The organism is Methylobacterium sp. Leaf113 (genome assembly GCF_001423325.1).
Lineage (GTDB): Bacteria > Pseudomonadota > Alphaproteobacteria > Rhizobiales > Beijerinckiaceae > Methylobacterium.
This window is the reverse complement of the sequence record NZ_LMNJ01000010.1, coordinates 1-22900: the sequence shown is the minus strand read 5'-3', so window position 1 is coordinate 22900 and position 22900 is coordinate 1. Positions and strand designations below refer to the sequence as shown.

The following is a 22900-nucleotide window of genomic DNA, read 5'->3' as shown; positions in this document are numbered from 1 at the left end:
GCCGAGCCTGACGACACGGCAAGACAGGGCGGATCAAAGGACTTGATGACTGAACCGATGACGGCCGGCGAAGCCCGGCTCCAGGCGATGGCCGCTCCCGAGGGTGACATCGCTGCGGCCACCCACACTCTCGTCGTCGGCCCCTATCTCGGCCGGGCCGCGGCGGCACGTAACACCACGGGCCACACGCCCGAGATCCTGCGATCCACCGATGCCCGCCTGGACGAGGCTGCTGGCCTCGCCGCCGCGATCGAGCTCGACGTGGTCGAAGCGATCGTCGCCCCGGTGCAGCGGATCCGCCCCTCGACCTATCTTGGCAAGGGCCGCGTCGAGGAACTGGCAGGTGTGATTCGCGCCCGCGAAATAGGTCTGGTGGTGATGGATTGCGCCCTCTCCCCCGTGCAGCAACGTAACCTGGAAAAGGCTTTCGGCTGCAAGGTCATCGACCGTACCGGGCTGATCCTCGAGATCTTCGGGCGACGGGCTTCGACCCGCGAGGGCACGCTGCAGGTCGAGCACGCGCATCTCGCCTACCAGAAGAGTCGTCTCGTACGGTCCTGGACCCACCTCGAACGCCAGCGCGGCGGATTCGGCTTTCTCGGCGGCCCCGGCGAGACCCAGATCGAAGCCGATCGGCGCATGATTCAAGAGCGGATGACCAAGATCGAGCGCGAGCTCGACAGCGTGACCCGCACGCGCGGCCTGCACCGTCAGAGCCGGGCGCGGGTTCCGTATCCGATCGTCGCCCTCGTCGGCTACACCAATGCGGGCAAGTCGACGCTGTTCAATACCCTCACCAAGGCCCAGGTGATGGCGCAGGATATGCTGTTCGCGACCCTGGACCCGACTGCGCGGGCCACCAAGCTTCCGCATGGCGAGACCGTGATCCTGTCGGACACGGTCGGTTTCATCTCGGAACTCCCGACCTCGCTGATCGCCGCCTTCCGCGCCACGCTGGAGGATGTGATCCACGCCGACATCCTGCTCCACGTCCGGGACGTCTCGCACGGGGACAGCGAGGCCCAGGCGGAGGATGTGGGCTCCGTGCTGCGGGAGCTCGGGATCGAGACTTCCGCCGCGCGGATCATCGAGGTCTGGAACAAGGCCGACCTGCTCGACGGGGACGAGCGCACCCGCCTGCTCAACCTCAGCGGCCAGGGCCGCAGCGATCGCGACAGCGACGCGCCGGTTCTCGTCTCCGCGGTGACCGGCGAGGGCCTGGGAGTCCTGACGGCCCGGATCGAGGCGCGGATCGCGCGCCAGCGCTCGACCTTCGCGGTGGTCCTGCCACCGGAGGACGGCGCAGCCCTGCACTGGCTCTACGAGAACGCCGAAGTGCTCGATCGGCGCGAGGAGGAGGGCGGTACCATGCACCTCGCGATCCGCATTGCACCCGAGAAGGAGCCGCGCTTCCTCAACCGATTTGAAGGCGCCCGCCGTCTCAACCGGGTCGGCTGAGCGACCCGCACGGAACAGTCATGAAAAACGCCCGCGATCCCGATGGGTCGCGGGCGTTTTCCTATGCTTCGGACGGGATCGAAATGCCCGATCAGGGCTGCAGGACACCGTTAATGACGTGGATGACGCCGTTCGACTGCATGACGTTGGCAGTGGTCACGGTAGCGGTGCTGCCCTTGGCGTCGGTCACGTAGACCTTCTTGCCCTTGCTCTGAACGACGAGCGGCTCACCCTGGACCGTCTTCAGCTGCGCTTCGCCGCCGCCATCCTTGGCGAGCTTCATCAGATCCTTGGCGGTGTAGACACCCGGGACCACGTGATAGGTCAGGATCTTGGTGAGGGTAGCCTTGTTCTCGGGCTTCACCAGGGTCTCGACCGTGCCGGCCGGCAGCTTGGCGAAGGCGGCGTTGGTGGGCGCGAAGACGGTGAACGGGCCGGGGCCGGACAGGGTATCGACGAGACCGGCAGCCTTCACGGCGGCGACCAGCGTGGTGTGATCCTTCGAGTTCACCGCGTTCTCGACGATGGTCTTCGAGGCGTACATCGGCGCACCGCCGACCATCGGATTCTTCGCGAGAGCCGGGGACGCGACGCCGACGGAGCAGGCGAGGACGACGGCGGCGAACGTTGACGCAATCGGGCGACGGGCGTGACGGTTGATCATGAAGCGCTTCCTCTGAAAACGAATGCCCCATCAAGGGGGTCTTGCTCCGTTACGGGATGCAACCGGCGAAAGTTTCAGGGACGCGCCGGCTTCTGATAGAAATCATCGACTCCAATGCCGTATCGGCGCCGGTTTCTTCGGGCGTTGCGGTGTCCGCCGAACATGCGAAAGCCCGCCCGACACTGAAGTCGGACGGGCTTTGCCTATGTCATGCAGCGGCGAAGCCAGGCCTCGCCGCCGATGTCCAGATCAGTACTTGCGGATGATCGGCGCAGCGACGGCGGCGACCGGGGTCGGCGAGTACAGCGGCACGATCAGGCGGCCCGAGATCTCGGTGCTGTCGAAGCTGGCAGCGCTACGAGCGACGGTGCGGGCGACGTAGACCTGACCGGTAGCGAAACCGAAGTCGTAGCCGACGAGGCCACCCATCAGGAACCGGCCGCGATCACCCTGAGCAGCGTTGATGAGGTTGCCGGCCTTGGCGCTGATGTCGAAGTTGTAGGTACCGTAGGCGATGGCGCCGATTTCGAACTTGCCGAACTTCTTGGTCGCGGTCAGGTCGAGGTTCAGCGAGTCAGACAGGGAGTAGGACTGCGTGAAGCCGCCGAGACCAATGTTGCGAACGCCACCGAAGTTGGAGGGCGAGTCGTAGATGTTGGCGGTGAGGTTGGCAGTGAGGTTCCAGCCGTCGCCGGTGTAGCTGCCGGCGACGCCGAAGCGGTAGGTGTTCGAGGAGAGCTGCGGCAGCACGGCCGAGGCGGCAATCGTGCCATTGTTGGTGACGAGGACGCCGCGGTCGCCATTGAGCTCGTTGAGGTAAACACCGCCGAGCAAGCTGACGCCGAAGTTGTTGCCGAGATCGAAGGCCCAGATGCCGCCGACGAAAGTACCGACGTTGATCGACAGGTCACGCAGGTTGGAGCCGCTCTTGCCGAAGGCGAAGACGGTCGGAGGAGCGACGAGCAGCTCGATGCGGCCGCCGAGCGGAACCAGCGGGGTCGACCAGACCAGCACCGGGATGTTCACCCCGACGTCGAGAGCCGACGGGTTGTCGCGCATCTGGTACACGAAGGTGTTGAGGGCGTAGATGCCCTCGGGGAGCGGCGCACCGGTTGCGAGGCCGACCTGCTCACCCGGAACCGTGGTGCTCTGCGCGTAGGAAGCGGTGGCAGTCATGCTGGCGGTGAGCGCGAGCGCTCCGGCAACGAGCCAGTTCTTCGACATCTTATTCATTCCTTCCCAAGGATTTCAGGCGTCCGCCACGCAGCCGTCCGAACCATTCTGCCGATGCGCCGCTTGTGTGCGGCTTGTTTGCAGTGGATCCGGCGGCCCCCCTTGCGGCCCGTTTTCAAGTCTCAACGTCGAGAACTATTCTACAGGACGCCGCAGAAGGACAGCGGAATGCTTGGAAACGGGGCAGATCGACCCTGACCGTTGCTCAAAAGTCGCATTTTCGGTGCAGTGCAGCGGAAGGAATTGTTAACCATTTGAGCAGGTTGGCGCGGCTATTTGAGCGCCCGTGCCAGCCAGCATCGGCAAAATACCGCTGGGCTCTCAACCTGTTATGGTCTGGCTTGGGCGTCAGGAGCTTCCGGCAAAGGACCTATTGCCAATGCGCAGTCGGCGTAGCCCCGGTACCCCGATTGGTGCGGTTGGGCTCGGCCATGACGCTGTGCCGAGCTGCTTTTGCCCCTCCGACACGGACGAATCAGGGCCCCCTTCCCCGTGTCGTGCGCGAATCCGGGCTCGCGGTTCGTCTACTCGGCAGCGGCACGTCCCTTGACGAGGGCCGTAGCGGGACGGCGGGCCAGGACGTCACGCAGGAATCGACCGGTATGGCTCGCGCGGGACTTGGCGATCTGCTCGGGCGTTCCTTCAGCCACCACGACGCCACCGCCGTCGCCGCCTTCGGGCCCCATATCGATGACCCAGTCGGCCGTCTTGATGACTTCGAGGTTGTGCTCGATGACCACGACGGTGTTGCCCTGGTCGACGAGCTCATGGAGCACCTCCATCAGCTTTGCGACGTCGTGGAAGTGCAGTCCCGTCGTCGGCTCGTCGAGGATGTAGAGCGTGCGCCCGGTGGCGCGCTTCGATAGTTCCTTCGACAGCTTGACCCGCTGCGCCTCGCCGCCCGACAGGGTGGTCGCCTGCTGCCCGACCTTGACGTAGCCGAGACCGACCCGCGCCAGGGTCTCCATCTTCTCGCGGATCGTCGGCACCGCCTTGAACAGGTCGGCCGCCTCCTCGACGGTCATGTCGAGCACGTCCGCGATCGAATGGTCGCGATACTTCACCTCCAGGGTCTCACGGTCGTAGCGGCGGCCCTTGCAGACGTCGCAGGTCACGTAGACATCCGGCAGGAAATGCATTTCGATCTTGATGACGCCGTCGCCGGAGCAGGCTTCGCAGCGTCCGCCCTTCACGTTGAAGGAGAAGCGCCCGGCCTGGTAGCCGCGCGCCTTGGCTTCCGGCAGGCCGGCGAACCAGTCACGGATCGGCGTGAAGGCTCCCGTGTAGGTCGCGGGGTTGGAGCGCGGGGTGCGCCCGATCGGCGACTGGTCGATGTCGATGACCTTGTCGAGGTGCTCCAGCCCGTCGAGGCGTTCGTAGGGCGCCGGATGCTCGAGGGCTCCGTTCAGTGACTTCGCCACAGCCTTGTACAGCGTGTCGATGATCAGGGTGGATTTGCCGCCGCCTGAGACACCCGAGATGCAGGTGAAGGTTCCGAGGGGGATGTCCACGGAGACGTTCTTCAGATTGTTGCCGCGGGCGCCGATCAGGCTCAGCGTGCCCTTTCGTCCCTTGCGACGCGCCTTCGGAACCCGCACGCTCATCTCGCCGGTGAGATATTTGGCGGTGAGCGAGTTCGGGTTCTTCAGAACCTCCGCGGGTGTGCCCTGGGCGATGATCCGCCCGCCATGGATGCCGGCGCCGGGGCCGACATCGACGACGTAGTCCGCTTGCAGGATCGCGTCCTCGTCGTGCTCGACGACGATCACGGAATTGCCGAGGTCGCGCAGGCGCTTCAGGGTGCCGAGCAGGCGTTCGTTGTCGCGTTGATGCAGGCCGATCGAGGGTTCGTCCAGCACGTAGAGCACGCCGGTGAGCCCGGAGCCGATCTGCGAGGCGAGGCGGATTCGCTGGCTCTCGCCGCCGGAGAGCGAGCCGGAGCCGCGCGCCAGCGTCAGGTATTCGAGGCCGACATCGATCAGGAAGGTCAGACGGTCGCGAATTTCCTTGAGGATGCGGAAAGCGATCTCGTTCTGCTTGTCGGTGAGCTTACCCGGCAGACCCGAGAACCAGGCATGGGCGTCGCGCACGGACAGCGCGGTGATTTCGCCCACATCCTGCATCGCGACCTTGACCGAGAGCGCTTCGAGCTTCAGGCGCTTGCCGCCGCAGGTGGCGCAGGGCGTCTCGCTCATGAAGCGCGCGATCTCCTCGCGGGAGGTATCGCTCTCTGTCTCCTTGTAGCGCCGCTCGAGATTCGGGATCACGCCCTCGAACGGCTTGTTGACCTCGTAGGCCCGCATCCCGTCATCGTAGGCGAAGCGCACCGACTCATTCTGCGTCCCATAGAGGACGACCTCGCGGGCTTTAGCGGTCAGGTCGCTCCACGCGGTCGTGGTCTTGAACCCGTAATGGCGCGCCAGCGCGTCCAGGGTCTGTCCGTAATAGGGCGACGTCGATTTCGCCCAGGGACCGACAGCGCCGCGTTTGAGGCTTAGCTTGGCGTCGGAGATGACGAGTTCCGGGTCGATCCGCATTTCATGGCCGATGCCGCCGCAGGTCGGGCAGGCACCGAACGGATTGTTGAACGAGAACAGACGCGGCTCGATCTCCGCGATGGTGAAGCCGGAGACCGGACAGGCGAAGCGCGACGAGAAGGTGATGGGCTCGCGCGGGGCTTCGCCCTCCGGCGCGTCGGCAAACTCGATCAGGGCGATGCCATCGGCCAGTTCCAGGGCGGTCTCGAACGAATCGGCCAGACGCGCGGCGATGTCAGGCCGGACCACGATGCGATCCACCACAACGTCGATGTCGTGCTTGAGCTTCTTGTCGAGCTTCGGCGCGTCGTCGATGGGATAATACTCCCCGTCGATGCGCAGGCGCTGGAAACCCTTCTTCTGGAACTCGGCGATCTCCTTGCGGTACTCACCCTTGCGGCCTCGGATCACCGGCGCGAGCAGGTAAAGCCGGCTCTTTTCCGGTAGGGCCAGCACGCGGTCGACCATCTGGCTGACAGTCTGACTCTCGATCGGCAGGCCAGTCGCAGGCGAGTAGGGAATGCCGACCCGCGCCCACAGGAGCCGCATGTAATCGTAGATCTCGGTGACGGTGCCGACCGTCGAACGCGGGTTCTTCGATGTGGTCTTCTGCTCGATGGAAATGGCCGGTGAGAGGCCGTCGATCTGATCGACATCGGGCTTCGACATCATCTCGAGGAACTGCCGCGCATAGGCCGAGAGCGACTCGACGTAGCGGCGCTGCCCCTCCGCATAGATCGTGTCGAAGGCGAGCGACGACTTCCCGGACCCCGACAACCCGGTGAAGACCACCAGCCGATCCCGCGGGATCGTCAGGTCGATATTTTTCAGGTTGTGCTCGCGCGCGCCGCGCACCGAAATGACCCGCGCATCGCGCGCCGCCGCCCCGTCGAACAATGCCTCGATCTTGGCTTCGACCTTCTCGGCCTCGGCTTGCGATTTCTTGGCGGCGGCTTTGGCTTTGGCCATGGAGTCTCTTCGGAAGGTCTGCGGTGCGGGACCCGGCACGTCTCGGAACGACCCGTTCGCCGCATGTCGGGCGCAAGGCAACCGCGGGCAAGGCGCACACCGCGCATATCGGCTCTTCAGCTAGAACAAAAAGCGTACAACCACAATATCGGCGGCCGCCGCCAGAGACCGCGCCGGATCGGGGGAACAGCGGTCGATCGACATGCCGGCTTCGTTGTCTCCGTTGCGCCGTCTCAAATCCGACAAAGGTCGAATGCGATCCAGTCTCCGCCTGACTCATCAGGATCACGACCGGGCGTAAGGACGGCGTCCATTCCACGGCTTGAGTCATGAGCGACTACACGGAAGACGCCAGATTCCTGGAGGGAGCAACCCAGAGTTCGCGGAACGCAAACGGCTCATCGTTACCAAATTTGCATCAGATATGACCAAATTTTCATCATATGATAGTAATGCAACGCAACCTTTACCCGATGAATGAAACCATCGCTGCATCGTCTTGCAAGCAGGTTCGTCTGATGTCCGCCGGTTTCACTTCATCGCTGCGCTTCCGAATCCTGCTCGTTGCACTCGCTCCCTGTCTCGCCTTCGCGGTGGTGGTCGGTCTTGCCATCACCGAGCGGATGAGCCTGCGGTCTCAGATGGTGCAGGTCGAGGATCTTGTCGGGATGGCGGGTCGGATCAGTGCTTTGGTGCACGAGACCCAGCGGGAACGTGGAGCCTCCAGTCTCTTCCTCGGCGCGAAGGGCACCAAGTTCCGGGCGGAACTGGATACGCAGCGCTTGCGCACCGACGCAGCCCGGACGGCCCTCGATGCAGGGCGAGCCGGCATGGATGTCGGAGCCTTCGGCGCGGGCGTCGCTCGCCGGAGCGAAGCCTTGACCGCCCAGATCGCCGCCATTGGCCCGCATCGCGCGGCGGTCGATGGCCTGACGCGCACGCCGGCCCAGAACATGGCCGCCTATTCCGGCGTGATCGCCAGCGCCCTCGACCTCGTCCGCGAAGTTTCCCAGGTGGCCGCGAGTGCCGATCTCGCCGGTCGCATCGCCGCCTATTCGTCATTTCTCGCCCTCAAGGAACTCGCAGGCCAGGAGCGCGCCACCGCCTCAGCGATCTTCGGCGCCGGACAGACCGATCTCGCGGGGCATGAGCGCTTGGCGGGCCTGAGTGCAGGCCAGACCACCTACGAATCCCTGTTCCGCCTCGGAGCAGGTTCGGCCCAGGCAGCATTGCTCGACGGCGTCAAAACGGCTGCTCCGGCCCGCGAAGTCGAGCGCCTGCGTCGCATCATTCTCGACACGATCCCGGGAACGGCCCTGTCCTTCACGGATGCGCCCGCCTGGTTCGGCGTCGCCACGCAGCGGATTGACAGCCTGAAGACCATCGAAGACCGGCTCACCGCCGATCTCGGGATGGCAGCCGTGGATGCCCGCGCCGAAGCCGAGCGCAGCGTCCTGCTATGGGTCGCGGCCGGTATCGCGACGCTGGCTCTGTCTTGCGGGCTGGCCTACGCTTTCGGAACGGCCATCGCCCGTCCCCTGACCCGGATCGCCGGCGCGCTCACGGCGATTGGCCGCGGCGAGCAGGCCGGGGCAATTCCGCGGAAGGGAGCGCGCGAGGTCCGGGCCATCGCTGCGGCGGCCATCGATTTCGAGGCCAGCGTGACCGAGCGCCGCCGCATCGCCGGGGAGGCCGACCAGTTCGCCGCGAAGGCCGCTTCGGTCCGCCGGGCCGAGATGGTCGCGCTCGCCGATCGCTTCGAAGCCCAGGCCAGCGGCATCGTGGAGGCGGTTTCGGCCGCATCGAGCCAGCTCGAGACCGCCGCCTACGCCCTCAATCAGGCCGCGAGCGACACCTCGTCCCTAAGCCAGTCGGTGGCCACGGCGTCCTCCGAGACCGCCGCGACGGCCGATACGGTCGCGGCCGCGACAGAAGAGTTGAGCGCTTCGGTGCGGGAGATCGGCAACCGCGTCGAGGCCTCGACCGCCGTCGCCGGCGAGGCGGAACGCGATGCCGGCCGGATGGCCGAGGATGTGAACCGTTTGGCGCTTGCCGCCAGCAGCATCGGGGAGATCGTCGGACTGATCACCAGCATCGCCGGGCAGACCAATTTGCTGGCGCTGAACGCCACCATCGAGGCCGCCCGCGCGGGCGATGCCGGGCGCGGTTTCGCGGTGGTCGCCAGCGAGGTCAAGAATTTGGCAGCTCAGACCGCCAAGGCCACCGAGGAAATCGCCGCCAAAGTCGCCGAAATCTCGCAGTCGACGGAGGCCTCGGTCACGGCTATCGGGGGAATCACCGAGGTAATTCAGCGCCTCAACCGGATCTCCGGGGACATCTCGGCCGCAGTCGATCAGCAGGATGCCGCGACGCAGGAAATCGCCCGGAATACCGTGCGAACCTCGGAGGGCACGCGCGCCGTGTCCGGCCACATTGCAGGTGTTCGCGAAGCGGCGGAAGCGGCGCGCAGCGGCTCTTCCCAGGTTCTGTCGGCGGCAAGCGACCTGGCGCGTCAGGCCTCAGACCTACGTCGCGAGGTAACGGGCTTCCTGGCCAGCGTCAGGGCAGCGTGACCCTGCCGAAACTTTCAGTCCGGTCTAGCGAGCGGTCGTCCATGGATTGATCACCCGCATTGCCGTAAGTTCGGTCTTGGCTTGCAGTTCGGTATTGGCCGGCATGACCTTGCGCGCTTGCTGCATCATTTTCCGGGCTTGATCCGCCGGCATCGCTCCGATGGGCAGCATCATCGCTGTCAACTGGGTGCGGGTGCGCCGATCGATGAAGTCGGACCGGCCGATGCTGGCAAAATCGGCTGCCGTATGCCGGTCGTCAGTGCGGCCGACGAAGACCTTGGGTCCGTCCTTCATCACCACGATATCACCGGGCCGAAGCGTCTCGTCCCGCATGAAGGCAGCGGCCGGTCCGGCTGTCATGTCGATCGGAGTCTGGCGGTCCGTCACCTTGATCTTGAGGGGCTCCGATTTCGGCAGGGCCGCATAGCGGATCTTCGGACGCTGGCGTCCGGCATGGGCTGCCCGCCGAATGGAGCGTCGCGCCTGTCCGTAATCGAAATCCGGCGCGGGCGCCGGTGCGACTTGCTGGACGGGGCGGGCAGGCGCAAACAGCAGATCGAACAATCCACCTTCAGCGCTCTGGGCCTGGGCCGGCAGAGTCAGCATCAGCATGCCGAAAGCAGGGGCGATCACAGCGCGCGACGCAGCTGGCAGCGAGATCGTCGGCATCGATGTCTCCGATGAGGGCGCCCGGCCGCGTGCCGAGATGATCCCTTAACAAAAGCACAACCTGAACAGTTCCAGGGTTTTCAAAACATGGTGAGGATGGCGGCAAGATCTCGCGAGTATGGTTGCAAAGCCCCGACGAGAATAAAATCCGACGCTTCGGGCCGGGTCAGGAAACACTCCTGATGGTGGCTAGCGAACGTCTGATCCCGCGCCCTCATCAACAGGCGGCCAGCGCAGCAATCCTGGCCGCGCGGAGCGCGGGGCGTTCGGGTTTTCTGCTCGGAGACATGACGGGGCTCGGCAAGACTCTGTCGGTCTGGTGCGCTGTCGCCGCCATGCCGGAGCGCGAGGTGCTGATCGTCTGTCCCAAAGGCGCGATGCCTCAGTGGCGGCGGACGATCGCCCTGTCGGGCCTCGCCGAGAAGGACGTGACGCTGACGAACTACGAGCGGACCAAGGGCCTGATGGCGCCTCCGCCGCCGAGCAATCGGCGCTCGACCCGGGCCAGGAACAATGCGCTGGCCAAGCACGGGACGCCGAAACGCGCATGGTCCCTGGTGGTCTTCGACGAGAGCCACCGCATCCGCAATCCCTACGCCCAGCAGAGCCTCGTCTGCCGACAGATCGCGGAGGGTGCGGCCTTCACGATCTATCTCAGCGCCACGGCGGGCCAGGCCCCGCACGAACTCTCGTATCTCGGCCGTCTGCTCGGCGAGGCCGCCGGCCAGCCGACCGGGACACTGGCCGAGTTCCGCACGCTGATGCAGCATCTCGGCATCGGCCGTGCCAAGGGGCGCTGGACCAACTGGTCCTGGGAGGCAAACCCGCGCGACTGTACGATCATGGCCGACCTCCTGTTCAAGGGTGATCGAGCGATCGGGCTTCGGCGGCGACCGGGTGACATCGCCGGTTGGCCGGAGGTGCAGCGTGCCCTCAGCGCAGTCGCCCTCAGCCCCGCCGAGCGCCGGCTCTACGACGCCACCTGGCGGGAATTCCGCCGCGAATGGGGGCTGCTGGGTGGCAGTACCCGCAAGCCAGCGGGCTGGGCCGCCGACCTGCGCTTTCGCCAGAAGGCCAGCTTGCTCCGGGTCTCGGGAACCACGGGCTTCGCCGACCTCCTGATGGAAGAGGGCCATGCAGTGGCGATCTCGGTCGCTTTCCTGGAGACGGCCGCCGCGCTGGTCGAGGCGCTGCGGACAGCCGGCTGGCGGGCGGAGACGATCACCGGCACCCAGTCGGGCGAGGCCAACGAGGCGGCACGTCTCGCCTTCCAGACCGGCGGGCTCGATGCCATCGTCTTTACCGTCACCGAGTCGATCTCGCTCCACGCCGGCGAGTTGCCGGGTGGCGAGCGGCCCCGTGCTCTGATCGTCCACGACCTGCGCCACAGCGCGATTCAGCTCGCCCAGATTGAGGGCCGCTGCCATCGAGATGGGCAGAAGGCGACGATCTACTATGCCCTGGCCGAAGGCACCGTGGAGGAGAGCATCGCCACCACCGTCGTCGGTCGGATGGCCTCGATGGAGGCGATGGCCGGTGAGGACACCGCACTCCTCGATGCGATCGCCCTTGCCCTGTCCGAAACGCGGGATGCGGAAGCCGCCTGACCGAATCGCGGCTGGCTGGAACGGGATCGAACCGTCACGGTTGTGGCCTTCGAGGTCCGGCGCATGCAGGATGCTTCGGCCAACGAAAAGGACCCGCCCCGATGGCCCCACCGACGCCGAGCCTCGGCCGCCTGATCAGTGAGGGCCTGCGCCACGGCGGAGATCTCGTGGGGCAGGAACTCGAACTGATGCGCCGGGAGACGGATGGCAACATCCGCGCCATCCTGGGCGTGTTCGCCTGCTTCGGTACAGCCGTCATCCTGCTGGTGGCTGCGTTGGCGATGGTGCTCGTGGCTCTGGTGAAGGGTCTGGCGGCTCTGATCGGGTCGGAAATCCTCGCGGCGCTGATCGTCGGCGCCCCGTTTGCGGCCGTTGCCCTGATCCTGATGATGCTCGGACTGCGTCGGATGGACCGCTCGAACCTGCTTCCGCGCCGATTCGAGCGTCAGATCGAGAAGGATGCCGCCTTGATGACCGGCCGGAATGACGACTGAGCACTACATACGAGGTCTGCCGGCCGGCGTCGCAGCACCGAGCAGAGCGTCCTTGTCGACGCCGAGCGCAGTTGCAATCTCAGCCAGCGCCACGTGCTCGAGCTCGCTGATCCCGGCCTGATCGGCGACATCCGCCGCGATCAGGAACACGCTGGTCCGCTGGGCAACGTCCCGCTCGGCGATGGCCGAGACGAAGCTCAGGTTCTCCGCGCGCCCAGCACGCGTCCGCGCGCGGGCAATGCCCTCGAACAGCTCCGATTCCAGCTTCAACGTGTCGTAGCCCCGCTCCAGGATCGGATTGGAACGCATGCCGGCGAGCGCTGCCTCGATCTCCTCCTCGTCGATTTCGTAATCCGCCAGGATCACATTGGCCGAGGCCGAGACCGCTGCCTCCATCAGGGGGCGGTCGCCGAGAAAGGCCCCCATGGTCTGGGAGAAACGCCCGACGAACTCTTGAAACACACCCATTCGTTTCCCCGAACACCTGGCGTTCCGCCTGCGTCGCCCTGGCTGGACCGTCGCATGGCAGATCGACCGCATCAAAAGCTTGGCGCCGAAGCGCTGTCAACGCACCCGCGGCCGGGACCTACGGACGCGCCGGCTTCGGCGGATACGCGTGAGTGGTGCCCTGAGGGTCGGTGACCCGCCAAGTCGTCCCGGCCGGCTCCAGGTAGTCCGGTCCCACCGGGACCTTGCCGTGCCCGCCGGGGATGTCGAGGACGTAGGTCGGCTGCGCGAGGCCGGACAGACCGCCCCTCAGGGTGCGGACGAGATCGCGGCCGGCCGCCAAGTCCGTCCGCAGGTGTCCGGTCCCCGGTGCGAGGTCGCCGTGATGCAGGTAGTACGGCTTGATCCGGTTCTCGACGAAGCGACGCATCAGGAGCGCCAAGGTCGCGGGATCGTCGTTGACGCCTGCCAGGAGGACCGTCTGGCTCACCATCGGGATCCCGGCATCCACCAGCCTCGCCACCGCCGCCATCGCCGCCGGAGTGAATTCCGCGGGATGGTTGGCATGCAGAGCCACGAAGACCGCGCCGCCGAAACGTTTCAGGGCGCCGATCAGGTCGTCGTCGACCGTGCCCGGATCGACGACGGGGACCCGCGTGTGAAAGCGCAGGACGCGCACGTGCGGGATGGCCCCGAGAGCGCCGGCGAGGTGTGCGAGGCGGCGCACCGAGAGTGCGAACGGATCGCCCCCGGTAACGACGACTTCCCAGATTTCCGGCCGGTCCGCGATGTAGGCGAAGGCTTCGGTGAGTTCGGCTTCGCTCAGGGTCCCCTGGCCCTCCGGGCCAACCATCTCGCGCCGAAAGCAGAAGCGGCAATAGACCGGGCAGACGTGCAGGGGCTTGAGCAGGACCCGGTCGGGATAGCGATGCACGAGGCCCGGCAGGGGGCTGTGGGCCGCGTCGCCGATGGGATCAGCGTCCTCCTCGGGCCGGGTCACGAGTTCTTCGGCCCGGGGCAGGAACTGCCGCGCGATCGGGTCGGCGGCATCGCACGGATCGATCAACTCGGCCATGTCAGGTGTCAGCGAGACGGCATAGCGCGCCGCGACGGCCTCCAGGGCCGAGAGATCGCCGGGCGCCACGAGGCCCGCACGGACGAGGGCGGCTGGACTGCGCAGGGCCGTCTTCATCGAGCTCCGCCCGCCACCGGCGTCCAGATCACATCCTCGATGTGGCGGGCATCGGTTGCCAGCATGACGAGGCGATCGAAGCCGAGGGCGATGCCACTTGCCTCCGGCATGATCGCCAGGGCTTCGAGGAAGTCCTCGTCGATCGGATAGGTCTCGCCATAGACGCGAGCCTTCTCGGCCATTTCCAGCGTGAAGCGCCGGCGCTGCTCGTCGGCATCGGTGAGCTCCCCGAAGCCATTGGCGAGTTCAACGCCGCAGGCATAGAGCTCGAAACGCTCGGCCACGCGGGGATCGTGTCGACTCGGCCGCGCCAGCGCCGCTTCGCTGACCGGGTATTCATACAGGATGGTCGGCCGCCCGATGCCCAGATTCGGCTCGATTCGCGCTACCAGCACCCGACTGAACAAATCGGCCCAGGTGTCGTCCTCCGCCACCCGGAGGTCGGCCCGACGTACCGCCTCGGCGAGCGCATCGCGGTCGGTCGAACCGTCACGATCGACGGTGGCGAGGAGATCGATGCCGGCGCGCTCGGCAAAAGCCTCGGCCAGGGTCAAGCGCTCGAACGTCGCGAACGGGTCGGCCTCCCGATCGCGATGGCGCAGCGTGCCGACGCCGGCGGTGTCGGTCGCGAGCGCCAGGAGGTCGGCACAGTCCTGCATCAATTCCATGTACTCGGCCCCGGCCCGGTACCATTCGAGCATCGTGAATTCCGGATGGTGCAAGGGCCCGCGCTCCCGGTTGCGATAGACACGGGCGATGCTGAAGAGGCGCGGCTCACCGGCCGCCAGCAGCTTCTTGCAGGCGAATTCCGGCGAGGTGTGCAGGTAAAGCGGCTGACGCGCCCCGTCCGGTCCGAGTGCCTCCGTACAGAAGGCCGAGAGATGGGCCTCGTTGCCTGGAGAGATCTGGAGGGCGGCCGCATCGATCTCAACGAACTCGGCCGCCGCGAAATGCGCGCGGACAGCGGCGACGATGCGGTTGCGCGCCATCAGGGCCGGACGGCGGTCGGCGTGGCGATGGGGTGCCCACCAGGGGGAGGGGGTGTTCATACGCGAAAACTTTGCGGCCCGCACGGGAGGACATCAGGGTCTCGGGAGTGCCGCCTTGCGGTGCGACTGGCAACGGTGGCGCGGATAGGTTAGTGGCGGAGCCAAGATGTCGCTCCCGCGGAGGATTCTGCGTCGGGGCGCCGCGTCCGTTTTTTCAACGAACACAGCAGGACCAGACCCCGTGAAGGTGATCGCCTCTACGCTCCGCAAGGGCAACGTCGTCGACAAGGATGGCAAGCTCTACGTCATCCTGACGGTCGAGAACATCCATCCCGGCAAGGGCACCCCGGTGACCCAGCTCGACATGCGCCGCATCACCGACGGCGTGAAGGTCTCCGAGCGCTACCGCACCACCGAATCGGTCGAGCGCGCCTTCGTCGAGGACCGGGAGCACACCTTCCTGTACGAGGACGGCGAGGGCTTCCACTTCATGAACCCCGAGAACTACGATCAGGTCGCGATCCCGAAGGACGTCGTCGGCTCCGCCGCGCCGTACCTGCAGGAAGGCATGGCTGTGATGGTCTCGACCCATAACGGCGTCGCGCTGACCCTGGACCTGCCGCAGCGCGTCGTTCTCGAAGTGACCGAGACCGAGCCGGCGATGAAGGGCCAGACCGCCTCGTCGTCCTACAAGCCCGCCATTCTCTCCAACGGCGTACGCACGGCCGTTCCACCCCACATCGCCGTCGGCACCCGCGTCGTGATCATGACCGAGGATGGCTCCTACGTGGAGCGCGCCAAGGACTGAGCGATTCCGGAACGGCCCTCCGCCTCACGGGGCTGGGGCCGTTCCCTCAGCGGCCTCGTAGCAGGTCTGCGACAGGCTCTGGGCTCGCTGGCGCTCCGCCTGGGTGAAGCTTCGGGGCCGGTCGGCCCAGAGGTTCTCTCGCCGAAAGGCGTCCGAGACGCAGGCGGCGGCCCGGCTGCAGGCTGTGCCCTCGCCGCCAGTGGCAAGGCAGTTTCGCACGTAAAGCGCCCGAAACTCGGCGACACCCGCCTGCGGATGCGGTCCGGTCAGGGTGACGAGGCCCGTCAGCAGAGCTATCAAAATGGGCTGATGGATGAGGTAGATCGCCAGACTGTGGCGACCGGCCCAGCTCAGACCACGCCCGAACCAGCCAGACCCGGGCCAGTCGGCCAATCGCGATCGGCCGACGGCGTCCCGCCCGTATCGGGCCAGCGCCACCCCCACCAGTACCATGCCGAACCAGGGAAACAGCGGCACGTAGTCGTTGGTCTGCGGCGTGCCGCGTCCCAATCCGATGAAGGACAGGATCGGCGCATCGAACGGACCGCCGGAGGCCCAAAGCGGAGCAGCGATCACGACGGCTGCTCCAGCGGCGGCAGCCCAGCCGGGCGCCTGCACGAAGGGCAGGGCCAGCACGCTCGAGGCCGCGATGCAGTGCAGGATGCCGAAGAAGATATAGCTTGATGGATCGGTGAGGTAGGTTGCGACTGTCACAAGGGCGGCCGCAGCCGCGATGCGGGCGAATCGCAGGCTGAAGCGCTTGGGCGCGAAGCGGCCGCCATTCATCAGAACGAGCCCGATGCCGACGAGCACGAGGAAGGTTCCGGCGATTCCGTGAGCGATCATGCGCCCCGGCGGCGTCAGGGCATAGTTCTCCGGCGTGAGCCGTAGAGCCCCGAGATCCCACGTGGCGTGGTAGAGCGCCATCGCCAGCAGAGCGAGGCCACGCCCGGCATCCAGGGCAGCGTACCGGAAGCGCGGCGCGACGGAGGTCGACAACCAGGATTTCATCGCAGAGGCCGTACCATCGAATGATGGCCTCCGCGACGACGCGACGATCTCCGGTCTCGACGGACGCTTTCGCGCAACAGCGCTAACGAAATTTCAGCTTTGCGTGCTCGATCGAAAAAATCCTGAGCCCCCGCCGGTCTTTGCGCCGGAAAATGGCAAGGTGCGCTGTTGCGCGCGCACAGCCCTGCCGAACAATGCGGCATCGGGAAGCCGGCGGACGCATGAAACGGGCTTCCGCCGAGTCATGACTTTGTTAATCTCTGGCGCGGGTCGCGTGACGTGATTCGGTGTGGGTTGCTGACATGTCTGACGATTTCGGTTCAGGCCCGTTTGGGCAGCGTTCGTCGGGGGAGCAGGACGAGAACCGCTCCGTCGAAGGACAGAGCATCGATGCCCAGCGGCCCCTCGACCTCATGGAGGTCGCCGGTCGGATCAAATGGTTCGATGTCTCGAAGGGCTTCGGATTCATCGTCCCCGACGACGGCTCGGGCGACGTGCTTCTCCACATCACCTGCCTGCGTCGCGACGGGCACCAAAGCGCCAGCGAGGGCGCACGCGTCGTCGTGGAGGCCACCGAGCGGCCGCGCGGCTGGCAGGCTTTCCGGGTGATCTCGCTCGACCAGTCGACGGCGCTGCACCCCTCAGAGCTGCCGCTTCCGCGAACACACGTCACGGTTACACCCACCAGCGGGCTCGAAACCGCGGTGGTGAAGTGGTTCAACCGTCTCCGCGGCTTCGGCTTTCTCAGCCGCGGCGATGGGACACCCGATATCTTCGTTCACATGGAGACGCTTCGCCGCTACGGGATCGCCGAACTCAAGCCGGGCGAGATGGTTCTCGTCCGCTATGGCGATGGTTCCAAGGGCAAGATGGCCGCCGAAGTCCGGCTCCTCGACGGCGCGCTGCCCGCCTCACACTGACGGATGGTCCGGTGCTCTCCAGACTCGTGATCGACTGGCGCGATGGATGTCGCGCGCTCCTCTCCCTTGTGCTCCTCGCCCTGATCCTCGATCCAGCGGTGGCGCAGGATGCGCGTTCGGGACCGACCGAACCGCTGAGCATCGTGGGCCGCGAGGGACGGCACGTCTTCGCCGTCGAGGTGATGCGCACCGATGCAGAGCGTTCGCGCGGCCTGATGTACCGTCGCTCGATGGCGCCCGACCACGGCATGCTGTTCGATTTTCAGGCTTCCGCCCCGGTGGCGATGTGGATGAAGAACACCTACCTGCCGCTCGACATGGTGTTCATCCGGGCCGACGGCACCATCGCAAAGATCGCGGCAGATACCGAGCCGCTCTCGACAAAGGTCATTCCGTCGAACGAACCGGTGCTGTCCGTGCTCGAACTCAATGCCGGGACAGCGGCGCGTCTCCGTCTGCATGCCGGAGACCGGGTGGAGCACTCACTCTTCGAGAAGCCGGCGCGCTAGCGTCGGTTCTTCCGGGTTCCACCCTCGAACACACCGAGAACAAAGGCTTGACGTCGCCGAGGTTTCCGATCAGTGTTCCCTTAATGTTCTGATCCATTTCGGGACTGCCACTAGGCAGCCGCGGGACTGGCGGCGAGGGGACATCATGTTCGATCTCACTTTAGACGACGCGTGCCGGCCGAGCCCGATCCTCTTCGAGAATGCGGACTGGCGTGTGGCTGCCGACGGTCTCGAGCATCGCGAGACCGGGTACTTCATCGCCCGAGAGGCGATTGGGATTCGGCGCGACAATCTTTGGGAATGGCCCCTGCACTTGGCCGAGAAGAACTGGTGCACGGTCCGCCTCTTCCGCGAGGCGTTCCTAGCTGCGATCGATGCCTTCGGCGTCGCGCGCGATGCCGATCTGGCGCAATCCTTCGCGGTCGCCTTCGGTTTCGTGGCATCGGGCGCTTCGCAAAAGAGCGAGGAGGACTTCGTATCGCTCGGGGATCTCGTGCGACCGAAATCTACGGTGAAGGGCACCTCTCGAAAACGCAATCCGGCCTCCGAGGGGCGGGTCATAGCGCGGCGGATGGGATTACCGGCGTCTCAGCGGATCGGCGAAACGAGCCGTCACCGTATCGCCCTCTAACGTCTGGTCGCTGCTGCTGCATGCCCTAGGTACCCGACGACGTCGAAATTCGCCGCGAGGATCTCATGTCGCAGACACCGGATCATGTTGAGGACAGCTCAAACCTCGAAGGTCTCGACGGCCTGCTGACGCCGCCCTTCTCGCGACGCGGCTTTGTCATGACCAGCTTGATGACCGGTCTGACTCTGGCAACCAGTTCGGTCGATGCTCAGGTCCTCCGCACGGATGCCGACTCGATCGAGGCCGGCGAAGTCAAGATCCCAGCCTTCGACGGTCCCATGCCAGGCTACCGAGCCATGCCGAAGGGCGAGGGGCCATTTCCGATCGTGCTGGTTATCGAGGAGATCTTCGGCGTCCACGACTACATCAAAGATATCTGTCGTCGCCTGGCTCAAGCCGGCTACTGTGCGGTCGCGCCTGAACTTTATGCGCGTCAGGGCGATCTTTCGACAATGACCGATGCGAAGGTGATCATTCGCGACATCATTTCGAAGACACCCGACGCACAGTGGATCGCCGACCTCGACTCAGCAGCCGCCTGGGCCATTTCGACGTCGCGTGGGGACCAGGGGCGGATCGCCGCCATGGGGTGGTGTCGTGGTGGGCGAGGCGTCTGGCTCTACGCCGCACACCGAAAGGACCTGAAAGCGGGAATCGCCTGGTACGGGCCAGTCGGGGGTGAGCGCACCGAGATCCAGCCGAAAACCGCATCGGACGTCGCCGCCGATATACAGGCGCCACTGCTCTGCCTTTACGGCGGTGCCGATGCCGGCATTCCGGTCGCGGCCGTGGAGGCTGCACGAGACAAGGCAAAAGCCGCAGGCAAATCGGTCGAGCTCGTCGTCTATCCCGAGGCACCCCACGGCTTTCACGCCGATTATCGGCCAAGCTATCGGGAAGCGGATGCCAAAGACGGATGGGCACGCGCCTTAGCCTTTCTGAAATCTCATGGTGTTGGCTAAAATCCTTAGAAAAGCGTGACGCCGAAAGCACAGAACGAGTCCTCAAGCCTCGATCCGGATATTCGGTTGGTTCCGCCACATTGACAGCGATGCTCCCCCATGGCGCAAGATTGCGCTTGGCCCGCCGTTCTGGCCCGAAGAGCGTACCGGACCCATGAGCGCTGTGAATTCGTCTGATGCACGTCCCGTAATCCTCGTCGTCGAGGACGAACCAGACGAGCGCTTCCTCGCGGCTGAGCTGCTCGAGGAAACCGGTTTTCGCGTTATCGAGGCCGAGACAGCCGAGCGCGCCCTCGCGATCCTGAACGACCGGGGCGACGAAGTCAGTGTCGTCTTCTCCGATGTGCGCACGCCCGGTCCGATCGGTGGCTTCGAGCTGGCCCGCATCATTGGCGTAACTTGGCCGCGTGTCCGGGTCCTTCTGACATCCGGTGATGCCGGCGATCAGCCGAGTGACCTGCGTGTCTCTGCGACGTTCATTCCGAAGCCGTGGCGAGCAGCCGACATTCTAGCCTGGGTTCAGGAAGCCGCCGGCCGAACCGATAGCGGCGTTTCCAGGCCTGACATCATCGGTTCGTCGGCACCCGGCAACTGAAAATGATCGTAAATCAAGGGAAACATTGACGCAGAAGGCCGTTGTCTAGTCTCTGAAATCGAGAGGCCGAGCGATGGCCCGGAAGCCAGCGATGACCTTTGCGCAGTCGGTGAACGCTCAACGTCCGGATGAATCCTGGTCGTCGTTGACAGGCTTATCGGATGATCGGCTGCTTGCCACCATCGGACACAGTCTTCGGAACATCTATGAGCCGATGACGGATGCTGATCAGCCGAGGGATCTTCTGCAACTCGCCGTCGTGATTGAAGAGCGGGTCAGGGACCTCGGCCTCTGAAGCCTTGCATTCTACAAGCCGAGTGCGGCGGGAATACCGCACTTGTCCACTGCGACTTGACGTATGGTTCGGATCACATTTCCTCCGTGCTTCGCCAGGATCGGCTTTCCGAGCTTGGGTCATGCGACGTACGGGCCTGCGTCACCGGATCAACCATGCGTCTGAACCTGAGCCTCGGTGTCGCCGCGATAAGCGCTGCCTGCCTCATCTCTCTGGCCAAGCCGGTGATCGCTGCCACTCCGCCAAACCAACCGGCTGAGGGTCCCGGCGGGGTCGGCGATCGAGCGGCCGCGATCGTGAAGCGCGGTCTCGGCAAGGCGGGGGCTGGCAGCTTCGTGTTCTACAAGTCCGGTGACGCGCCGGCCCAGGGACGCCCGGTCGTCATCCTCCTGCATGCTTGGGGCGCTCCGAACCCGCAGGCCTATGGGAGCTGGATCGACCACCTTGCGCGGACCGGGTCTCTGGTCATCTTCCCACGGTTCCAGGATCTTAATCGCACTCGCCCATCCGAATCGACCGCCATTGCCGAGCGCATCGTCAAGGCGACCCTTTCGGATCTGACGGCCGACGCGGAGGCAAAGCCCGATGTGAAGCGTGTCGCCGTGATCGGCCATCTTGCCGGCGCACCCATTGCGGCAAACTTCGCTGCTGATGCCTCAGAGCAGGGCCTGCCCACTCCGCGGCTGGTATTTGCCGTGATGCCGGGCGGGATTGCCAGCGATGCGCGGGCGCGGGGCGTGGTTCTGCACGATCTCAGTCGGATTGCGCCGGAGACGCTGGTGGTCACCGTAATCGGCGATCGTGATGCCCGGGCCGCCGATCTTGCCGCTCGACGGCTGCTGCGGGATGCCAGCGCAGTTCCAGCTGAGCGTAAGCTGTTCGTGCGGGCGCTGTCGGATGACCATGGCTTTCCCGCCTTGGCCGCCACGCTGACCTCTCCAGCGGCGGTCGATACCGCGTATGACGGGGCGGCGATCAAGCTCCCGCCTGAGCCGCCACGCGATCCGAAGCAGCCGGGCCCGCCCTTCAAGTGGTCTCCGGACATGGCGTTGACCGGCGAACAGACCACACTGGTCTCACAGATCAACAACGCACGGGCCGATAGCCTGGACTATTTGGCCTACTGGAAGACCTTCGACCTTGCCGCCGCTTCGGCGTTCTCCGGCACCGATGCGACAGCCCTGAAGGGCAATCCTCGTTTCAGCGACATGGAACGCTGGGCCGATGGCTGGCCGGTGAAGCGCCTGGTCGTCGAAACCCCGCGAGCGCCGGCTGTCCAGCCGACGGCATCGCAACGAACGCCTGCGGCGGCCGCCGATCGGCCCAAATCACAGCCGGCACGACGTCCCTGAACATTCCATATCGGAGTTCTTCGGTGGCACTCCACGCGCGCCGATAAAGCGTCGGTATTCAGTGGATGCCAAAATCCACCGACGCCGGCTTGGGTTGCTGAAGTGCTGGCACGATCGCGAGACGTGGCGCAAGCTTTGCGTAACCTACGTCCGGATCGACTGGACAGGCCATCATGCCCGATTTCATCGCTATCCTTGGCGCGTCGACACTGTTCTGCGCCACCATCATCGTGCTGAACGGCCTCACGAGAATGGCGATTCAGCTCAATTGTGCGACTGGAGATTTCGCCGAGAACGGATTGGCGCAATTTGGCGTGGCGATCGCCATCGCGGGGCTCGCCTTGCAGAGATCCTTTCGTCGAAAAGGTCTTGAGGGTCCGTTGTCCGGACCCGGCGAAAACCATCGGACCTGAAGAACGTTTTCGGCTTTTCGCGGCATGTTGAAAACGTGGCGATCCTGTGACGCGCGCAGGAACCGTCCAGCTAAGTTGGCGTTATGCTGTCATGAGGTCGCAGCCCATGCTGCGCCGTACTTGTTCAAGGGGTGAGTCACATGCTCGGATGGGCCGTTACGTTCCTGGTCGTCGCCCTCGTCGCGGCGCTTCTTGGCTTCGGTGGTATTGCCGGCACCGCAATGGAAGCCGCCAAGCTGGTCTTCTTCGTTGCGATCGTTCTGTTCGCCATTTCGGCCGTCATCGGCCTGATGCGCGGCCGTTCGCCGACACTCTAACGAGCCAAGCGGCGCGTTACGCTTCGCGACTATGACGTGAAGGCCGCCCCAAGACGGGCGGCCTTTCGTATTTCGGCAACGGTCCAATCGAGAGATGTACTCATCCCGACACCGAAACAGGTAATTGTGGCTCCACCATCACCTGGAGCCTAGGGTCTGGACTCGATCAGCACCAGAAGGCGATGACGGCAGCGAGTGCGACGGCCGAGGCGTAGTTTCGGGCCAGCTTGTCGTAGCGGGTGGCGATGCGACGGA

The 22900-nt window shown here is 65.3% G+C and carries 22 protein-coding genes and 1 pseudogene; 14 read left to right on the top strand and 9 right to left on the bottom strand.

Annotated features, from left to right (window positions below):
• The first annotated feature begins 45 nt into the window (after positions 1-45).
• Entirely contained in the window at positions 46-1458 is a 1413-nt protein-coding gene (gene hflX / locus ASF60_RS08375; RefSeq protein ID WP_056183331.1) for a GTPase HflX, read from the top strand.
• A gap of 91 nt (positions 1459-1549) precedes the next feature.
• Here hflX and ASF60_RS08370 read toward each other — a convergent pair whose 3' ends face one another.
• From ASF60_RS08370 to uvrA, 3 genes are all read right to left on the bottom strand, one after another.
• The gene (locus ASF60_RS08370; protein ID WP_082507821.1) at positions 1550-2122 is read right to left on the bottom strand and encodes a fasciclin domain-containing protein; all 573 of its coding nucleotides are present in this window, start codon (positions 2120-2122) and stop codon (positions 1550-1552) included.
• A 249-nt stretch (positions 2123-2371) separates the two neighbouring features.
• Positions 2372-3346, bottom strand: a complete 975-nt coding sequence (locus tag ASF60_RS08365) for a transporter (RefSeq protein WP_056183476.1) — start codon at positions 3344-3346, stop codon at positions 2372-2374.
• A 533-nt stretch (positions 3347-3879) separates the two neighbouring features.
• The gene (gene uvrA, locus ASF60_RS08360; protein WP_056183328.1) at positions 3880-6861 is read right to left on the bottom strand and encodes an excinuclease ABC subunit UvrA; all 2982 of its coding nucleotides are present in this window, start codon (positions 6859-6861) and stop codon (positions 3880-3882) included.
• Between the two features lie 518 nt (positions 6862-7379).
• On the opposite strand from uvrA, the gene ASF60_RS08355 reads away from it, so the two are divergent.
• Positions 7380-9434 carry a methyl-accepting chemotaxis protein gene (locus ASF60_RS08355; RefSeq protein WP_056183474.1) on the top strand — a complete coding sequence of 685 codons (2055 nt, stop codon included), beginning with the start codon at positions 7380-7382 and terminating at the stop codon, positions 9432-9434.
• A gap of 24 nt (positions 9435-9458) precedes the next feature.
• On the opposite strand, the gene ASF60_RS08350 is transcribed toward ASF60_RS08355, so the two are convergent.
• Positions 9459-10103, bottom strand: a complete 645-nt coding sequence (locus tag ASF60_RS08350; protein WP_244478372.1) for a hypothetical protein — start codon at positions 10101-10103, stop codon at positions 9459-9461.
• A 182-nt stretch (positions 10104-10285) separates the two neighbouring features.
• Between ASF60_RS08350 and ASF60_RS08345 the strand changes: the two genes are divergently transcribed.
• Entirely contained in the window at positions 10286-11710 is a 1425-nt protein-coding gene (locus ASF60_RS08345; protein ID WP_056183326.1) for an SNF2-related protein, read from the top strand.
• Between the two features lie 101 nt (positions 11711-11811).
• Complete coding sequence (locus ASF60_RS08340) at positions 11812-12204, top strand: phage holin family protein (protein WP_056183323.1); 393 nt, start codon at positions 11812-11814, stop codon at positions 12202-12204.
• 3 nt (positions 12205-12207) lie between these two features.
• On the opposite strand, the gene ASF60_RS08335 is transcribed toward ASF60_RS08340, so the two are convergent.
• The 3 genes from ASF60_RS08335 to epmA form a co-directional block, all read right to left on the bottom strand.
• Positions 12208-12672, bottom strand: coding sequence for a hypothetical protein (locus ASF60_RS08335; protein ID WP_056183320.1), 465 nt, complete (start codon positions 12670-12672; stop codon positions 12208-12210).
• 118 nt (positions 12673-12790) lie between these two features.
• Complete coding sequence (locus tag ASF60_RS08330; RefSeq protein ID WP_056183317.1) at positions 12791-13843, bottom strand: lysine-2,3-aminomutase-like protein; 1053 nt, start codon at positions 13841-13843, stop codon at positions 12791-12793.
• Positions 13840-14892, bottom strand: coding sequence for an EF-P lysine aminoacylase EpmA (gene epmA / locus ASF60_RS08325; protein WP_056183312.1), 1053 nt, complete (start codon positions 14890-14892; stop codon positions 13840-13842). The genes ASF60_RS08330 and epmA overlap by 4 nt, the downstream gene beginning before the upstream one ends.
• Positions 14893-15073: 181 nt before the next feature.
• On the opposite strand from epmA, the gene efp reads away from it, so the two are divergent.
• The gene (gene efp / locus ASF60_RS08320; RefSeq protein WP_055953091.1) at positions 15074-15640 is read left to right on the top strand and encodes an elongation factor P; all 567 of its coding nucleotides are present in this window, start codon (positions 15074-15076) and stop codon (positions 15638-15640) included.
• 24 nt (positions 15641-15664) lie between these two features.
• Here the strand turns inward: efp and ASF60_RS08315 are convergent, their stop codons facing one another.
• Positions 15665-16651: a DUF1624 domain-containing protein gene (locus ASF60_RS08315; protein WP_056183309.1), complete on the bottom strand. Its 987-nt coding sequence runs from the start codon at positions 16649-16651 to the stop codon at positions 15665-15667.
• Positions 16652-16953: 302 nt separating this feature from the next.
• On the opposite strand from ASF60_RS08315, the gene ASF60_RS08310 reads away from it, so the two are divergent.
• The 9 genes from ASF60_RS08310 (at position 16954) to ASF60_RS23500 (ending at position 22645) form a co-directional block, all read left to right on the top strand.
• Complete coding sequence (locus ASF60_RS08310) at positions 16954-17571, top strand: cold-shock protein (protein WP_056183306.1); 618 nt, start codon at positions 16954-16956, stop codon at positions 17569-17571.
• 11 nt (positions 17572-17582) lie between these two features.
• A complete protein-coding gene (locus tag ASF60_RS23505; RefSeq protein ID WP_443136746.1) occupies positions 17583-18080 on the top strand; it encodes a DUF192 domain-containing protein in 498 nt (165 codons plus the stop codon).
• A 145-nt stretch (positions 18081-18225) separates the two neighbouring features.
• Entirely contained in the window at positions 18226-18711 is a 486-nt protein-coding gene (locus ASF60_RS25130) for a hypothetical protein (protein WP_056183303.1), read from the top strand.
• Between the two features lie 65 nt (positions 18712-18776).
• The gene (locus tag ASF60_RS08295) at positions 18777-19673 is read left to right on the top strand and encodes a dienelactone hydrolase family protein (protein ID WP_082507820.1); all 897 of its coding nucleotides are present in this window, start codon (positions 18777-18779) and stop codon (positions 19671-19673) included.
• 154 nt (positions 19674-19827) lie between these two features.
• Positions 19828-20268, top strand: coding sequence for a response regulator (locus ASF60_RS08290; RefSeq protein WP_056183299.1), 441 nt, complete (start codon positions 19828-19830; stop codon positions 20266-20268).
• A 91-nt stretch (positions 20269-20359) separates the two neighbouring features.
• Entirely contained in the window at positions 20360-20563 is a 204-nt protein-coding gene (locus ASF60_RS08285; RefSeq protein ID WP_156633953.1) for a hypothetical protein, read from the top strand.
• Between the two features lie 155 nt (positions 20564-20718).
• Positions 20719-21915, top strand: a complete 1197-nt coding sequence (locus ASF60_RS08280; RefSeq protein ID WP_056183291.1) for a poly(ethylene terephthalate) hydrolase family protein — start codon at positions 20719-20721, stop codon at positions 21913-21915.
• A 173-nt stretch (positions 21916-22088) separates the two neighbouring features.
• Positions 22089-22328 carry a hypothetical protein gene (locus ASF60_RS08275; RefSeq protein ID WP_056183288.1) on the top strand — a complete coding sequence of 80 codons (240 nt, stop codon included), beginning with the start codon at positions 22089-22091 and terminating at the stop codon, positions 22326-22328.
• 140 nt (positions 22329-22468) lie between these two features.
• Positions 22469-22645 carry a DUF1328 domain-containing protein gene (locus ASF60_RS23500; RefSeq protein WP_003599466.1) on the top strand — a complete coding sequence of 59 codons (177 nt, stop codon included), beginning with the start codon at positions 22469-22471 and terminating at the stop codon, positions 22643-22645.
• Between the two features lie 166 nt (positions 22646-22811).
• Here the strand turns inward: ASF60_RS23500 and ASF60_RS24325 are convergent.
• Positions 22812-22900 (bottom strand): annotated as a pseudogene (locus tag ASF60_RS24325) (IS5/IS1182 family transposase); the annotation flags it as partial.

What these genes read in the sequence shown, in the direction of transcription:
- ASF60_RS08275 (WP_056183288.1), top strand. Translation starts at nt 22,089, where the DNA reads ATGCCCGATTTCATCGCTATCCTTGGCGCGTCGACACTGTTCTGCGCC.
- ASF60_RS23500 (WP_003599466.1), top strand. Translation starts at nt 22,469, where the DNA reads ATGCTCGGATGGGCCGTTACGTTCCTGGTCGTCGCCCTCGTCGCGGCG.
- hflX (WP_056183331.1), top strand. Translation starts at nt 46, where the DNA reads ATGACTGAACCGATGACGGCCGGCGAAGCCCGGCTCCAGGCGATGGCC.
- ASF60_RS08285 (WP_156633953.1), top strand. Translation starts at nt 20,360, where the DNA reads ATGACCTTTGCGCAGTCGGTGAACGCTCAACGTCCGGATGAATCCTGG.
- ASF60_RS25130 (WP_056183303.1), top strand. Translation starts at nt 18,226, where the DNA reads ATGTTCGATCTCACTTTAGACGACGCGTGCCGGCCGAGCCCGATCCTC.
- epmA (WP_056183312.1), bottom strand. Translation starts at nt 14,892, where the DNA reads ATGAACACCCCCTCCCCCTGGTGGGCACCCCATCGCCACGCCGACCGC.
- ASF60_RS08365 (WP_056183476.1), bottom strand. Translation starts at nt 3,346, where the DNA reads ATGTCGAAGAACTGGCTCGTTGCCGGAGCGCTCGCGCTCACCGCCAGC.
- ASF60_RS08340 (WP_056183323.1), top strand. Translation starts at nt 11,812, where the DNA reads ATGGCCCCACCGACGCCGAGCCTCGGCCGCCTGATCAGTGAGGGCCTG.
- ASF60_RS08330 (WP_056183317.1), bottom strand. Translation starts at nt 13,843, where the DNA reads ATGAAGACGGCCCTGCGCAGTCCAGCCGCCCTCGTCCGTGCGGGCCTC.
- uvrA (WP_056183328.1), bottom strand. Translation starts at nt 6,861, where the DNA reads ATGGCCAAAGCCAAAGCCGCCGCCAAGAAATCGCAAGCCGAGGCCGAG.
- ASF60_RS08280 (WP_056183291.1), top strand. Translation starts at nt 20,719, where the DNA reads ATGCGTCTGAACCTGAGCCTCGGTGTCGCCGCGATAAGCGCTGCCTGC.
- ASF60_RS08345 (WP_056183326.1), top strand. Translation starts at nt 10,286, where the DNA reads ATGGTGGCTAGCGAACGTCTGATCCCGCGCCCTCATCAACAGGCGGCC.
- ASF60_RS08350 (WP_244478372.1), bottom strand. Translation starts at nt 10,103, where the DNA reads ATGCCGACGATCTCGCTGCCAGCTGCGTCGCGCGCTGTGATCGCCCCT.
- ASF60_RS08335 (WP_056183320.1), bottom strand. Translation starts at nt 12,672, where the DNA reads ATGGGTGTGTTTCAAGAGTTCGTCGGGCGTTTCTCCCAGACCATGGGG.
- ASF60_RS08310 (WP_056183306.1), top strand. Translation starts at nt 16,954, where the DNA reads ATGTCTGACGATTTCGGTTCAGGCCCGTTTGGGCAGCGTTCGTCGGGG.
- ASF60_RS08295 (WP_082507820.1), top strand. Translation starts at nt 18,777, where the DNA reads ATGTCGCAGACACCGGATCATGTTGAGGACAGCTCAAACCTCGAAGGT.
- ASF60_RS08290 (WP_056183299.1), top strand. Translation starts at nt 19,828, where the DNA reads ATGAGCGCTGTGAATTCGTCTGATGCACGTCCCGTAATCCTCGTCGTC.
- ASF60_RS08370 (WP_082507821.1), bottom strand. Translation starts at nt 2,122, where the DNA reads ATGATCAACCGTCACGCCCGTCGCCCGATTGCGTCAACGTTCGCCGCC.
- ASF60_RS08355 (WP_056183474.1), top strand. Translation starts at nt 7,380, where the DNA reads ATGTCCGCCGGTTTCACTTCATCGCTGCGCTTCCGAATCCTGCTCGTT.
- ASF60_RS08315 (WP_056183309.1), bottom strand. Translation starts at nt 16,651, where the DNA reads ATGAAATCCTGGTTGTCGACCTCCGTCGCGCCGCGCTTCCGGTACGCT.